Origin of the sequence: Actinacidiphila alni (assembly GCF_900112845.1) — a bacterium.
Lineage (GTDB): Bacteria > Actinomycetota > Actinomycetes > Streptomycetales > Streptomycetaceae > Actinacidiphila > Actinacidiphila alni.
On sequence record NZ_FONG01000002.1, the window covers coordinates 475,752 to 488,295 of the forward strand.

At 70.8% G+C, this 12,544-nt stretch carries 16 protein-coding genes and 1 tRNA gene; 3 read left to right on the plus strand and 14 right to left on the minus strand.

What is annotated here, in order from left to right; genetic code table 11:
- Window positions 1-142: 142 nt before the first annotated feature.
- The 3 genes from BM076_RS04955 to BM076_RS04965 form a co-directional block, all read right to left on the minus strand.
- Window positions 143-1,774, minus strand: a complete 1,632-nt coding sequence (locus tag BM076_RS04955; protein WP_245795752.1) for an MDR family MFS transporter — start codon at window positions 1,772-1,774, stop codon at window positions 143-145.
- Between the two features lie 107 nt (window positions 1,775-1,881).
- Window positions 1,882-2,394, minus strand: a complete 513-nt coding sequence (locus tag BM076_RS04960; RefSeq protein ID WP_093712080.1) for a MarR family winged helix-turn-helix transcriptional regulator — start codon at window positions 2,392-2,394, stop codon at window positions 1,882-1,884.
- Window positions 2,395-2,617: 223 nt separating this feature from the next.
- Window positions 2,618-3,535, minus strand: coding sequence for an aldo/keto reductase (locus tag BM076_RS04965; protein ID WP_093712081.1), 918 nt, complete (start codon window positions 3,533-3,535; stop codon window positions 2,618-2,620).
- 59 nt (window positions 3,536-3,594) lie between these two features.
- Between BM076_RS04965 and BM076_RS04970 the strand changes: the two genes are divergently transcribed.
- Window positions 3,595-3,786 (plus strand): hypothetical protein, encoded by a 192-nt coding sequence (locus BM076_RS04970; protein WP_093712082.1) that lies wholly within the window; start codon window positions 3,595-3,597, stop codon window positions 3,784-3,786.
- Window positions 3,787-3,851: 65 nt separating this feature from the next.
- On the opposite strand, the gene BM076_RS04975 is transcribed toward BM076_RS04970, so the two are convergent.
- From BM076_RS04975 to BM076_RS05010, 9 genes are all read right to left on the minus strand, one after another.
- Window positions 3,852-4,694, minus strand: coding sequence for an RNA polymerase sigma factor SigF (locus BM076_RS04975; protein WP_093712083.1), 843 nt, complete (start codon window positions 4,692-4,694; stop codon window positions 3,852-3,854).
- Between the two features lie 167 nt (window positions 4,695-4,861).
- Window positions 4,862-5,683, minus strand: coding sequence for an RNA polymerase sigma factor SigF (locus BM076_RS04980; protein ID WP_407640617.1), 822 nt, complete (start codon window positions 5,681-5,683; stop codon window positions 4,862-4,864).
- Window positions 5,684-5,966: 283 nt separating this feature from the next.
- Window positions 5,967-6,260 carry a Dabb family protein gene (locus tag BM076_RS04985; RefSeq protein WP_093712085.1) on the minus strand — a complete coding sequence of 98 codons (294 nt, stop codon included), beginning with the start codon at window positions 6,258-6,260 and terminating at the stop codon, window positions 5,967-5,969.
- A 33-nt stretch (window positions 6,261-6,293) separates the two neighbouring features.
- Window positions 6,294-6,458, minus strand: coding sequence for a hypothetical protein (locus BM076_RS36465; protein WP_177246325.1), 165 nt, complete (start codon window positions 6,456-6,458; stop codon window positions 6,294-6,296).
- A gap of 134 nt (window positions 6,459-6,592) precedes the next feature.
- Entirely contained in the window at window positions 6,593-7,207 is a 615-nt protein-coding gene (locus BM076_RS04990; protein WP_407640618.1) for a histone deacetylase, read from the minus strand.
- Window positions 7,208-7,284: 77 nt separating this feature from the next.
- Window positions 7,285-7,374, minus strand: a tRNA-Ser gene (locus tag BM076_RS04995).
- Between the two features lie 31 nt (window positions 7,375-7,405).
- On the minus strand, window positions 7,406-7,843 hold the full coding sequence (locus BM076_RS05000) for a nucleoside deaminase (RefSeq protein ID WP_093712250.1): 438 nt from the start codon (window positions 7,841-7,843) through the stop codon (window positions 7,406-7,408).
- Window positions 7,844-7,881: 38 nt separating this feature from the next.
- Window positions 7,882-8,424 carry a tRNA adenosine deaminase-associated protein gene (locus BM076_RS05005; protein ID WP_093712086.1) on the minus strand — a complete coding sequence of 181 codons (543 nt, stop codon included), beginning with the start codon at window positions 8,422-8,424 and terminating at the stop codon, window positions 7,882-7,884.
- A 216-nt stretch (window positions 8,425-8,640) separates the two neighbouring features.
- A complete protein-coding gene (locus tag BM076_RS05010; RefSeq protein WP_093712251.1) occupies window positions 8,641-8,850 on the minus strand; it encodes a hypothetical protein in 210 nt (69 codons plus the stop codon).
- A 181-nt stretch (window positions 8,851-9,031) separates the two neighbouring features.
- Between BM076_RS05010 and upp the strand changes: the two genes are divergently transcribed.
- The gene (gene upp / locus BM076_RS05015) at window positions 9,032-9,667 is read left to right on the plus strand and encodes a uracil phosphoribosyltransferase (protein WP_093712087.1); all 636 of its coding nucleotides are present in this window, start codon (window positions 9,032-9,034) and stop codon (window positions 9,665-9,667) included.
- A 28-nt stretch (window positions 9,668-9,695) separates the two neighbouring features.
- On the opposite strand, the gene BM076_RS05020 is transcribed toward upp, so the two are convergent.
- Both BM076_RS05020 and BM076_RS05025 read right to left on the minus strand, forming a co-directional pair.
- On the minus strand, window positions 9,696-10,436 hold the full coding sequence (locus BM076_RS05020; protein WP_093712088.1) for a LytR C-terminal domain-containing protein: 741 nt from the start codon (window positions 10,434-10,436) through the stop codon (window positions 9,696-9,698).
- A 21-nt stretch (window positions 10,437-10,457) separates the two neighbouring features.
- Window positions 10,458-10,754, minus strand: coding sequence for a type II toxin-antitoxin system VapB family antitoxin (locus BM076_RS05025; RefSeq protein ID WP_093712089.1), 297 nt, complete (start codon window positions 10,752-10,754; stop codon window positions 10,458-10,460).
- A gap of 97 nt (window positions 10,755-10,851) precedes the next feature.
- Here BM076_RS05025 and BM076_RS05030 point away from each other — a divergent pair, with 97 nt between their 5' ends.
- Complete coding sequence (locus tag BM076_RS05030; protein ID WP_093712090.1) at window positions 10,852-12,429, plus strand: helicase HerA-like domain-containing protein; 1,578 nt, start codon at window positions 10,852-10,854, stop codon at window positions 12,427-12,429.
- Window positions 12,430-12,544 lie beyond the last annotated feature (115 nt).

Here is a 12,544-nt window from a genome sequence, read left to right on the forward strand (position 1 = left end):
GGCTCCGGCGGCACACCCTTCGTGCTGGGCCCCGCGGACGGCCTCGGCCGTCCCCTGCTCCGGCCGTCCGCCGGGGCCCGGTCCCGCGCCGCCGTCCTGGACCTCTCCGCAGTGGAACAGGACGGCCTGCGCGGGAAACCCGTTACCGGTCCGGCGACCGGTCACGCAGCGCGCGGGCCTCGGGCGTACCCGCCTGCGTCGCGGCGATCTCCGGGGCACCGGTCTCGGCCGCGGCGACCTCGGCCGCGGCCACTTCCGCTGCCCGGCCCGTACCCGCCTCCGCCTGCTGCAAACCGCTGCGGGTCCGCAGAGCGACCTCCTTGACGAACACCACCAGCAGGAAGGAGATCAGGGCGAAGGGCGCGGCGTACAGGAAGACGTCGCCGATGCCGTGGCCGTACGCGTTCTCCACCACGCCCCTCACCGGCTGCGGCAGTTGGGAGACGTCCGGGATGCCGCCGCCGGTCCCGGCACCGGAGATGTGGTGCTCGGCCAGGCCGGTGGAGACGAAGTGCGTGACGCGGTTGCCGAGGACGGCGCCGAGCGCGGTGACGCCGACGGCGCCGCCGAGCGACCGGAAGAAGGTCACCAGGGAGCTGGCCGAGCCGAGGTCCGCCACGGACACCTGGTTCTGCACGGCGAGCACGAGATTCTGCATCATCATGCCGACGCCGAGGCCCAACAGCGCCATGTAGACGGCGACTTCGGCGTACGGGGTGTCGTCGCGGATCATGCCGAGGGTGGCCGCGCCCGCGGTGAGCAGCACACCGCCGGAGACCAGGAACGCCTTCCAGCGGCCGGTGCGGGTGATGATCTGGCCGGAGACGGTCGAGGCGACGAACAGCCCGCCGATCAGCGGGATCGTCATGATCCCGGACATCGTCGGGGTCTTGCCGCGGGCGAGCTGGAAGTACTGGCTCAGGAAGACGGTGCCGGCGAACATCGCGACGCCGACGAAGAGGCTGGCGACGGAGGCCAGCGAGATCGTCTTGTTGCGGAACAGCCGCAGCGGGACGATCGGTTCGGCCGCGCGGGACTCGGCGACGACGAAGAGCAGGCCGAGGACGAGCGCCAGCGGCACCATCACACAGGTCTGCCAGGACAGCCACGGGTAGCTCTCGCCGCCGAGCGAGACCCACACCATCAGCAGCGAGACGGCCGCGGTGATCAGGAAGGCGCCGGTCCAGTCGATCCGCACCTTGCGCCGGGTCAACGGCAGGTGCAGCGTCTTCTGCAGCACTATCAGCGCGGCGACCGCGAAGGGCACACCGACGTAGAAGCACCAGCGCCAGCCGAGCGTGGAGTCGACGATGACGCCGCCGATCAGCGGGCCGCCGACGGTGGCGACGGCGAAGGTCGCGCCGAGGTAGCCGCTGTACCGGCCGCGCTCCCGCGGCGAGATCATCGCGGCCATGATGACCTGCGACAGCGCGGACAGGCCGCCGGCGCCGACCCCCTGCACGAGGCGGCAGGCGATCAGCATGCCGGGGCTGGTGGAGAAGCCGGCCACGATCGAGCCGACCACGTAGATCACCAGCGACAGCTGGATCAGCAGCTTCTTGCTGAACAGGTCGGAGAGCTTGCCCCAGATCGGGGTGGTCGCGGTGACCGCGAGCAGCGAGGCGGTGACCACCCAGGTGTACGCGCTCTGCCCGCCGCCGATGTCGGCGAGGATGCGGGGCAGGGCGTTGGAGACGATCGTGGACGACAGGATCGCCACGAACAGGCCGAGCAGCAGCCCGGACAGCGCCTCCATGATCTGCCGGTGCGACATGGGCGCGGACGCCTCGCCGCCGTGGCCCGGTGCCGGGGACTGCCCGTCCCGCGTACCGGCCTGGGTTGTCGATGCCATCGTCAGTCCTCTTCAGCCTTTCTGAGCGCTCAGCCCTGGTGGGCGGGCGGTATGGAGTGCGGGTGCGCGCCGGCCGTCGCGCGGTCCGCCGTACCGGCGCGGTGCGCGGCGGTACGGCAGTCGCCGAAGCTGACGCGCAGCCGCGCGAGCAGTTCGGAGAGCCGGGCCACGTCGGCGTCCGGCCAGTCGGCCAGGTGGTCGGCGACCACGGCGGCGGCCCGGTCGGAGGAGGCGCGCAGGGTCGCGGCGCCGCGTTCGGTCAGCCGTAGCAGCCGGGACCTGCGGTCCAGCGGGTCCGGGGCCCGGTCGATCCAGCCGTGCTCGACGCCGAAGGCGACATGGCGGCTGGTCACGGACATGTCGACGTCCAGCAGCTCGGCGAGGCGGCTCATCCGCAGCTCGCCGTGCCGGTCGAGGACGCCGAGCACCATCACGGCGGTGAGCGGGGTCTGCGGCGGCATCCCGCGGGAGATCTCCCGGCTCACGACGAAGGTGGCGCGCAGCTGGTGGGCGAGTTCGACGCACTGTTCGCGATCGGCCATGCCGTACGGTCACCCGCCTCTCCGCCTGCTGTGCGCCCGCTGTCCCGTGACTGTGCCGCACCTGTGATGATTGGTTGCCTGAAGCAACCGTAAAGTATTTGGTTGTAGCAGGCAAATTTTCAGGGGCGGACCGGCGGCAAAGATTCGGCAAAGGAAACGCCCGCTTCCGATCAAGAAGCGGGCGTACGGGACGGAGGGCCAGGAATCAGGCGAGGGCCTGGAATCAGGCGGAAGCGGCCGTCAGCGCGTCCAGCTCCTCCCCGGTCAGCGTCAGCGTGGCGCCCGCGATCAGCGCGGGCAGCTGGTCGGTGGTCCTGGCGCTGGCGATCGGCGCCACCACCGTCGGCCGCGACCGCAGCCAGGCCAGCGCCACCGAGGCCGGCTCCGCGCCGTGCGCGGCGGCCACCTCGTCCAGCACGGCGAGCGCCCGCAGCGCCCGCCCGTCCTCCAGATACTGCGCCGCCCGGTTCGCCCGGACGCTGTCCACCGCGGCCCCCGGCCGGTACTTGCCGGTGAGGAAGCCCGCCGCCAGCGCGAAGTACGGCGCCGCCGAAAGACCGCGCTCCGCCACCAGGTCCGCGAGCGCGCCCTCGTACGTCGCGCGCTCCACCAGGTTGTAGTGCGGCTGCACGATCTCGTAGCGGGCCAGGCCCTCGCGCTCGGCGAAGTCCAGCGAGGCGGCCAGCCGCTCGGGGGAGATGTTGGAGGCGCCCAGGGTGCGGACCTTGCCCGCCGTCACCAGCTTGTCCAGCGCGGTGACGATCTCCTCCACCGGCTGGTCGAGGTCGTCGAAGTGCGTGTAGTAGAGGTCGATCCTGTCGGTGTCCAGCCGGCGCAGCGAGTCGTCCGCGCCGCGCGCGATGGTCGCCGGGGCCAGGCCCTTGAGTTCGGGGTGGGCGCCCACCTTGGTGGCGACCACGATGTCGTCACTGCGGCCGCGGCGCTTGAGCCAGCGGCCGACGATGGTCTCCGAGCCGCCACCGCCCCCGTAGGAGTCCGCGGTGTCGATGAAGTCGCCGCCGGCCGCCGCGTACGCGTCGAGCACCGCGAAGGACTGCTCCTCGTCCGCGGTCCAGCCGAAGACATTGCCACCGAGTGACAGAGGGAATACGTCGAGTTCGGACCTGCCGATACGTGCCATGTGGACGGAACCGGGCCGGGGGTGCGGGGTATTCCGTCGAGACGCTAGGGTCAGGCGGCATGTCGAACCCGAACCCCGAGAACAACTACGACCCGGCCGGCAACACCCAGATGTTCCGTGCCTTCGTCGACGAGCAGCCGCCCGCCGCCGAGGTGCAGCGGGCGCAGGGCCGCAGCAGGGCCGGACTGGTGATCGGCGTGATCGTCGCGCTGGTCGTGATCATCGGAGTCGTCGCGCTGGCGATGAAGTAGCCCGGCGGCGGTTTCCACTCTCACTGACGGGGTGAGCCACAGGTCACCACCCCGTCAGTGCCACCTCATGCCTCGGCGGTGAGGCCGTCGCGGAGCTGCGCCAGGGTGCGGGTGAGCAGCCGGGAGACGTGCATCTGCGAGATGCCGACCTCCTCGCCGATCTGCGACTGCGTCATGTTCGCGAAGAACCGCAGCATGATGATCTGGCGCTCGCGCGGCGGCAGTTGGGCCAGCAGCGGCTTCAGCGACTCGCGGTACTCGACGCCCTCGAGCGCGGTGTCCTCGTAGCCGAGGCGGTCCGCGAGGGTGCCCTCGCCGCCGTCGTCCTCGGGCGGCGGGGAGTCCAGCGAGCTGGCGGTGTACGCGTTGCCGACGGCGAGGCCGTCGACCACGTCCTCCTCGGACACCCCGAGGCAGACCGCCAGTTCGGCCACCGTCGGCGACCGGTCGAGCTTCTGCGAGAGGTCGTCGCTGGCCTTGGTGAGCGCCAGCCGCAGTTCCTGGAGCCGCCGCGGCACCCGTACCGACCAGGAGGTGTCGCGGAAGAATCGCTTCACCTCACCGACGATCGTCGGCATCGCGAAGGTCGGGAACTCCACCCCGCGCTCGCAGTCGAACCGGTCGATCGCCTTGATCAGGCCGATCGTGCCGACCTGGACGATGTCCTCCATCGGCTCGTTGCGGCTGCGGAAGCGGGCGGCGGCGTACCGCACCAGAGGCAGATTCAGCTCGATGAGCGTGTCACGTACATAGGTGCGTTCCGGGCTGTCGACCGGCAGTTCCGCGAGGCGCAGGAACAGCGATCGGGACAGCGTACGGGTGTCGATGGCCTCGCCGTGAAGAGCATCGTGCGGTGCGGTCGCCGTATCGGGCTTGAGCACCTTGGGACTGCCCACCTGTACGGACATGCCACCCCCTTGAGGTCGCGGACGGGTGTCGCGAGCGACGGTTGTTCCTCCTCTGGAATACCGGAGGCCGCCTCGCGACAAACGCGGTATCCGCAGAATGTCACATGTCGGCAACACGCTGTAGCGCCATGTCGACATATCTTCGCAGGTGACTTAATCCGCTTCAGCTACGATTCGAGCTGGTTTGCGGACCGCAGGCGCGCGAAGCTCCGGGACAGCAGGCGCGACACATGCATCTGCGAGACCCCCAGTTCCGCACTGATCTGCGACTGGGTGAGATTGCCGAAGTAGCGCAGCAGCAGGATCCGCCGCTCCCGCTCGGGGAGTTGGACCAGGAGGTGCCGTACGAGGTCGCGGTGCTCGACGCCGGACAGTGCCGGGTCCTCGTACCCCAGCCGGTCGAGCAGGCCGGGGGCGCCGTCGCCCTCCTGCGCCGCCTCCAGTGAGGTCGCGTGATAGGCGCGGCCGGCCTCCAGGCAGGCCAGCACCTCCTCCTCGGCGAGCTTGAGCCGCTCGGCGATCTCGGCGGTCGTCGGCGACCTGCCGTGCAGCACGGTCAGGTCCTCGATCGCGCCGCTGACCTGGACCCACAGCTCGTGCAGCCTGCGCGGGACGTGGACGGTCCTGACGTTGTCCCTGAAGTAACGTTTGATCTCGCCGACCACGGTCGGCATCGCGAAGGTCGGGAACTGCACGCCGCGCTCCGGATCGAACCGGTCGATGGCGTTGATCAGGCCGATCGTGCCGACCTGGACCACGTCCTCCATCGGCTCGTTGCGGCTGCGGAAACGGGCCGCGGCGTACCGCACCAGCGGCAGGTTGACCTCGATCAGCGCGGCCCGCACCCGGGCGTGCTCGGGGGTGCCGGGCGTCAGCGCGCCGAGCTGCTCGAAGAGCACCTGCGTCAGCGCCCGCGCGTCCGCCGCGTTGGCGCTGGGCGTACGGGTCCTGCCGCGGGGATACGTAGTTGACGCCGTATGGGCCGACATCGGCACACCACACCCCTTATCGGTCCACTCATCCGGCAAAAGCGGTCATAGCATCACAATTCATGCCCACTTTGTGCAAGCACCGCATATTGCCGTGTTGTACGAACCGGAGAGGCGTCCGTCTTCTGTTCGTCACCCGTCCGGCGGCGCGCACGGGGCGCGTGGAGGCATCCGTGGGGCGCAGGACGGCGGGCGTACCGGCGGAAAACGGGGGGTAAGGGGGCGGAAATGACGAAGCCCCCCACCGTGCGGTGAGGGGGCTCCGGCCGGGCGCGAGGAAGGGTCAGATCTCGTAGTCCGCGACCACCCAGGTGGCGAACTCCTGCCAGGGCGCGACCGCCGCCTGGTGCTCCGGGTGTTCCAGATACGCCGTCAGGGCCGCCTGGTCCGCGACCGACGAATTGATGGCGAAGTCATAGGCGACCGGGCGGTCCGTGAGGTTCCAGCCGGTCTCCCAGGACAGCACCCCGGGGACCTTCGCGCCCAGCTCCGCGAAGCCCCGCGCGCCCGCGGCCACGCGCGGCTCGTCCTTGCTCACGCCCTCGTTGAGCTTGAACAGCACCAGATGCCGGATCATGCCACTCCCTCGCCGAATCCCGTGCCGCGCGGCTCAGTTGGCCAGGTCGTGCATGAACTTCCCGATGCTCTTCGCGGCGTTCGATATGCCCTCGAAGCCTACCTGGACCAGGTCGGCGGCCCGGGCCGGCTGATTGATGATCGTGTAGAGCACGAAGATCACCAGGCAGTACATGGTGATCTTCTTCGCCTGCGCCATGCTCCTTTGCCCTCCCCAGCCCGCAGCTCCCGCACTGACGGTCACAAGTGTGCAATCAAGGAAGTCTATCCATCAGATGGCGTAATCAGATGGCCTGTTGTCCCAATCATCCGCTTAGACGTCGAAGGTCTGCCTCAGGTCAGGGCCGTCAGATAGCCGGTGATCGCCTCGTCGCTCCAGCGGCCCGCCTCGCGCAGACCGGCCGCCAGGTGTGCGAGATACGCCGGGGACGGCGGGACGTGGGGGACGGCGCCGGCGGCCCAGGGTGCGGTGAAGGTGAGCAGCGGGAGGCCGTCGAGATCGCCCGCGTGCACCAGCGTCTCGTAGCGGCCGGGGCCCAGCTCCTCGCGGCCCTCCGCGAGGACCCGGGTCAGGCCCAGATCGCGGCCGGGCGCCGCGTACATCTCCTGGGCGGCGACGTCCGAGAACTGACCCACCGTCAGCAGATGGGCCCGCGCCCATACCCGGCCCTTCGCCCCCGGGTCGTAGAAGGCCCGCCCGCCGCCCCACACCGGCGACCTCGTCGCGAAGTACACCGCCCCCGGCAGCTCCACCCCCACCGACCGCTCCGGCATCCGCCGGTCCCGGCACCCCGGATACTCCCGCCCCCCGCCCGCGACCCCCCGCCCGCCCTCCACATAGCACCGCAACCGCGCCATGTGCGTGTTCGACCCGTACGCCACGTACCAGACCCGGCGCTCCGCGGACTCCGCCGTCGCGGACGGCTTCGGCTTCGGCGGCACGGGCACCTCCGGGGTCCTCGGGATCTTCGGGCGGCATACGCGAAGAGGGCGACCGCGGTGGGTCGCCCTCTTCGTCCTGCTGCTGGCGGTAGCGGTGGGATTTGAACCCACGGAGGAGTTGCCCCCTCACACGCTTTCGAGGCGTGCTCCTTAGGCCGCTCGGACACGCTACCGAGACAGATCCTAGCCCACGCGGGGGTGTGCTCAGAAATCGTTTGGGCGGAAGAAGCGGGTGAGGAGGTCGGCGGCGGGCGCGGGCAGGACGTCCGCGACGACTTCGGGGCGGTGGTTGAGGCGGCGGTCGCGGACCACGTCCCACAGCGAACCGGCCGCGCCGGCCTTCTCGTCGGCGGCGCCGTAGACGACCCGGTCGAGCCGGGACAGCACGATGGCGCCCGCGCACATCGTGCAGGGCTCCAGGGTGACCACCAGTGTGCAGCCGGTCAGCCGCCACTTCCCGACGGCCTCCGCCGCGCGGCGGATCGCCAGGACCTCGGCGTGGGCCGTGGGGTCGCCGGTGGCCTCGCGTTCGTTGCGGGCGCGGGCGAGGACGGTGGCGCCGTCGGAGGCGAGCACGACCGCGCCCACCGGTACGTCACCGGTGAGCGGGGCGTGCGCCGCCTCCTCCAGCGCCAGCCGCATCGCCGGGGCCCAGGGGTCGCGCAACGGGTCGGGTGCGGTCAGCGGACCGCCTCCAGCACGTCCCCGCAGCCCAGGGCGTCGGCGATCTCGCCGAGCGCCTCACCGGTCAGCGCGCCGTCACCGCTGAGCGCCAGCAGTTCCTTCGTGCTCATGCCGAGATCCGTGAGGATGTCGGTGTCGCCGAGCGGACCGGCCGGCACATGGTCCTCCGAGGGGCCCGCCACGGCCTCCTCGTCCTCGTCGTCCTCCTCGCCGTCCTCGGTGCCGTCGAGGTCGACAAGTTCGTCCAGGTCCTCCGGGTCGCGGCCCAGCACTTCGTCGGTGAGCAGGATCTCCCCGTACGAACTGCGTGCGGCCGAGGCCGCGTCGGACACATAGATCCTGGGATCCTCTTCACCGTCGACGCGGATGACGCCGAACCAGGCGTCCTCCTGCTCGATGAAGACCAGAACCGTTTCCTCCTCGTCGCCGGCCGCGCGGGCCAGATCGCTCAGATCGGCGAGGGTTTCCACATCGTCGAGATCGGGTTCGCTCGCTTGCCAACCGTCCTCGGTGCGCGCGAGCAGTGCGGCGAAGTACACCGTGACTCTCCCACTGGGTCTCAGGCCGTCCGGACCGGGCGGGGGCCGCTTTCGACTTCTGTTGGCCCCACCCATCGGCATCGTGGCAGAAACATGGCCGTCGCGAAGGGTCTTCGGCACCGCGACGTGCCAGGTCTTCGTCACTTCTCGGGAAAGTCGGGGTCCGCGGGGGCCCGCGCCGGGGTGTCGCGGCGTGGCGGTGCCCCCCCTCGCGGGTCACCAGCGGAAGGTGCGCATCCGCATCTGCTGGCGCATCCGGGCCACCCGGGCGCGTCGCGGCTGCACACGGTCGCGCAGCTCCTTGGCCTCGTTCAGCTCGCGCAGGAACAGGGCGCGCTTGCGGCGCCGCTCCAGGTCCGTGTCGCGGTCCGCGGTGTCGTCGCCCGCGTTCTTGGCGTGGTCGGCGTCTCGATCGGGCTCCGGCATCTCGGGCACCATCCCTGGGGCTCGGTTCACCCGGCCGGCGCACCGGGCGTATGTGCCCAGTTTCCCTCGTTCGCGCGGTTTACCCCACAGCGGACGCAGAAGGTGCGGGCAAGGGGCCTGGTAGAGGCGGCCGGGGACGCGTGGTGACGGGCACCCGTACCCGCCGGATACAGTCGTATTCATGCGTCTCCATGTTGTCGACCACCCGCTGGTCGCGCACAAGCTCACCACCCTGCGCGACGAGCGCACCGACTCGCCGACCTTCCGCCGGCTGGCCGACGAGCTGGTCACCCTGCTCGCCTACGAGGCGACCCGCGACGTGCGGACCGAGCAGGTCGACATCCGTACGCCGGTCGGGCCGACCACCGGCGTCCGGCTCTCCCACCCGCGCCCGCTCGTGGTGCCGATCCTGCGCGCCGGGCTCGGCATGCTCGACGGCATGGTGCGGCTGCTGCCGACCGCCGAGGTGGGCTTCCTCGGCATGGTCAGGGACGAGGAGACGCTGGAGGCGAAGACGTACGCCACCCGGATGCCGGACGACCTGTCCGGCCGCCAGGTGTACGTGGTCGACCCGATGCTGGCGACCGGCGGCACCCTGGTCGCCGCGATCGACCTGCTGATCGAGCGCGGCGCCGACGACGTGACGGCGCTGTGCCTGCTGGCCGCGCCCGAGGGCGTCGAGGCGATGGAGCGGGCGCTGGCGGGCAAGCCGGTCACGGTGGTCACCGCGGCCGTCGACGAGCGGCTCAACGAGCGCGGCTACATCGTCCCGGGCCTCGGCGACGCGGGCGACCGGATGTACGGCACGGTCAGCTAGCACCCGCTCGGGCGCGGCGGGGGCCGGGTCAGTGCTCGGCCGCGCCCTTGTCGCCCTTGGCGGCCTTGTCCTTCGCGGCGGGCGCCTTCGCGCCCGTCTTCGCGTTCCCGCCGGGCGTCGCGCTCGGCGTGACGCACACCGGCTTCGGCGGCGGCGGGTTGGCCGCCACGACCCGGGCCTTGGCGACGTCGGCGGGACCGGCGAGCGCCGTGAAGGCCGAGCCGATCATCACATCGACGGTCTTGCCGGTCCGCTTGGGATCGATCTTCACCGTCGACCCCGCCACCTGGGTGCCCGCCTCGCGGGCCGCCGCCTCACCGGCGGGACCGGCGACGATCAGGGCGGCCTGGCCGACCTTCTTGTCGTACGGGTCGGGCGCGTTCCCGAACTTGTTCACCTTGAAGCCGCGCTTGGCGAATTCGTCCGCGGTGGACTTGGCCAGGCCGCCGCGCGCGGTGGCGTTGTAGACGTTCATGGTGACGCCCGCGGGCTGCGGCAGCGGCGCCGGCTTGCCCGTGGGGGCGGTGGGCGGCACGGTGACGCAGGGGCGGTCCTGCGGGGCCGCGTTCGCCTTGGTGTCACCCTTGTCGTCGCCCCGGAAGACATGGACGAGCTGAAGGGCCCCGTAGCCGAAGAGGCCGAGCACGACGACCGAGGCGAGCACGGCGGCCACGACGCGGCCGCGGCGGCGCGGTCGGCGCATCCTCGGGTACTGCTTGCCGGTGACCCGGTACTTCCCACCCATACCGGAAGGCGTCAGCATGCTCATGAGCGCAGCGTAAGCGGATTGTCAGTCCATCTCCAGGACCCGGGCGTGCAGCACCTGGCGCTGCTGGAGCGCGGCGCGTACCGCCCGGTGGAGTCCGTCCTCAAGATAGAGGTCGCCCTGCCATTTCACGACATGGGCGAAGAGGTCGCCGTAAAAGGTGGAGTCCTCGGCGAGAAGTGTCTCCAGGTCGAGCTGTCCCTTGGTGGTCACCAACTGGTCCAGCCGCACGGGACGTGGGGCGACGTCGGCCCACTCGCGCGTACTCACCCGGCCGTGGTCGGGGTACGGCCGCCCGTTTCCGATGCGCTTGAAGATCACACGGAAAGCCTACCGGCCCCGTCTGTGCGGGCGCAGCACCGCTGCCGGGATGCGATGGTGGCAAAAGCCTCATAGTCGTACAGAGCGGGAGCCTGCGATGACGGAACCTCAGCCGAATAATCCCGCCGGTTCACCCGCCGCGCCCGGCTCCGCGCTGCCCGCCCCCGCCGCGGAGATCGCCGCGGGTTACGCCTTCACCGGCCCCGCACTCGATCTCGGCGCCCTGCTCTGGGAGGGTGACTGCCACGCCGACGCGCCCGTCCGCATCCCCTTGGGCATGCTCAACCGGCACGGACTGGTGGCGGGTGCCACCGGCACCGGCAAGACCAAGACGCTCCAGCTCATCGCCGAGCAGCTGTCCGCGCAGGGCGTCCCGGTCTTCCTCGCGGACGTCAAGGGCGACATCTCCGGCGTGTCGGCGCCCGGCGAACCCGGCGACAAGGTCCGGCAGCGAGCGGCGGAAGTCGGCCAGAATTGGACGGCCACCGGATTTCCCGCCGAGTTCTACGCGCTCGGCGGCATCGGCCCCGGTATCCCGCTGCGGGCGACCGTCACGTCCTTCGGGCCCGTCCTGCTCTCCAAGGTGCTCGGCCTGAACACCACCCAGGAGCAGTCGCTCGGCCTGATCTTCCACTACGCCGACACCAAGGGCCTGGAGCTGTACGACCTCAAGGACCTGCGCGCGGTCATCGGCTTCCTGACCTCCGCCGAGGGCAAGGAGGAGCTGAAGGGGATCGGCGGGATCTCCACGGCGACGGCCGGGGTGCTGATGCGCACCCTCACCGCCTTCGAGGCGCAGGGCGCCACCGACTTCTTCGGCGAACCGGAATTCGACACCAGCGAGCTGTTGCGTACGGCCGCCGACGGGCGCGGGCTCGTCTCCGTCCTGGAGCTGCCGGCCGTCCAGGACAAGCCGCAGCTCTTCTCGACCTTCCTGATGTGGCTGCTCGCCGACCTCTTCCAGGACCTGCCCGAGGTCGGCGACCTCGACCGGCCCAAGCTCGTCTTCTTCTTCGACGAGGCGCATCTGCTCTTCAACGGCGCCTCGAAGGCATTTCTGGACGCGATCACGCAGACCGTGCGGCTGATCCGGTCCAAGGGGGTCGGCGTCTTCTTCGTCACGCAGACGCCGAAGGATGTCCCGGGGGACGTCCTCGCCCAGCTCGGCAACCGGGTGCAGCACGCCTTGCGGGCGTTCACACCCGACGACGCGAAGGCGCTGCGCGCGACCGTGTCGACCTTTCCCCACTCCGCTTACGATCTCGGGGAGTTGCTCACCGCTCTCGGCACCGGTGAGGCGGTGGTCACCGTTCTCAGCGAGAACGGGGCGCCCACGCCGGTGGCCGCGACGCGCCTTCGGGCGCCGGAGTCCCTGATGGGGCCGATCGAGGGCGGCGCCCTCGACACCGCCGTCACGTCCTCGTCCCTGTACGGGCGGTACGCCGAGGCCGTCGATCGCGAGTCCGCCTTCGAGAAGCTGGCTGCCGCCACGGAGAAGGCCGGGCCTGTGCCCGGGCCCGAGCCGGGGCCCGCCCCGGCGAAGGCGTCCCGGGAGGACGCCGGGATCGTCGAACAGGTCGTCCAGAGCGGGATGTTCAAGTCGCTCGCCCGGTCGGTCGGGACCCAGCTCGGCCGCGAGATCAGCCGAAGTCTCTTCGGAGTACGCAAGCGGTGACCCGCTCCTCGCGGAGGAGGGTGCGTGATCTCCTGCGGAGTGCGGTGCGTGATCCCCTGGCGGGGGTGCGTGATGTCTCCTGCGGAGTGCGGTGAGTCAGGTCTTTTAGGGGCGC

What these genes read in the sequence shown, in the direction of transcription:
- BM076_RS05010 (WP_093712251.1), bottom strand. Translation starts at nt 8,850, where the DNA reads ATGCCGGAGCCCGATCGAGACGCCGACCACGCCAAGAACGCGGGCGAC.
- BM076_RS04975 (WP_093712083.1), bottom strand. Translation starts at nt 4,694, where the DNA reads ATGTCCGTACAGGTGGGCAGTCCCAAGGTGCTCAAGCCCGATACGGCG.
- BM076_RS04960 (WP_093712080.1), bottom strand. Translation starts at nt 2,394, where the DNA reads ATGGCCGATCGCGAACAGTGCGTCGAACTCGCCCACCAGCTGCGCGCC.
- BM076_RS04970 (WP_093712082.1), top strand. Translation starts at nt 3,595, where the DNA reads ATGTCGAACCCGAACCCCGAGAACAACTACGACCCGGCCGGCAACACC.
- BM076_RS04985 (WP_093712085.1), bottom strand. Translation starts at nt 6,260, where the DNA reads ATGATCCGGCATCTGGTGCTGTTCAAGCTCAACGAGGGCGTGAGCAAG.
- BM076_RS05000 (WP_093712250.1), bottom strand. Translation starts at nt 7,843, where the DNA reads ATGCGGCTGGCGCTGGAGGAGGCGGCGCACGCCCCGCTCACCGGTGAC.
- BM076_RS36465 (WP_177246325.1), bottom strand. Translation starts at nt 6,458, where the DNA reads ATGGCGCAGGCGAAGAAGATCACCATGTACTGCCTGGTGATCTTCGTG.
- upp (WP_093712087.1), top strand. Translation starts at nt 9,032, where the DNA reads ATGCGTCTCCATGTTGTCGACCACCCGCTGGTCGCGCACAAGCTCACC.
- BM076_RS05020 (WP_093712088.1), bottom strand. Translation starts at nt 10,436, where the DNA reads ATGAGCATGCTGACGCCTTCCGGTATGGGTGGGAAGTACCGGGTCACC.
- BM076_RS04955 (WP_245795752.1), bottom strand. Translation starts at nt 1,774, where the DNA reads ATGTCGCACCGGCAGATCATGGAGGCGCTGTCCGGGCTGCTGCTCGGC.
- BM076_RS05030 (WP_093712090.1), top strand. Translation starts at nt 10,852, where the DNA reads ATGACGGAACCTCAGCCGAATAATCCCGCCGGTTCACCCGCCGCGCCC.
- BM076_RS04980 (WP_407640617.1), bottom strand. Translation starts at nt 5,683, where the DNA reads ATGTCGGCCCATACGGCGTCAACTACGTATCCCCGCGGCAGGACCCGT.
- BM076_RS04965 (WP_093712081.1), bottom strand. Translation starts at nt 3,535, where the DNA reads ATGGCACGTATCGGCAGGTCCGAACTCGACGTATTCCCTCTGTCACTC.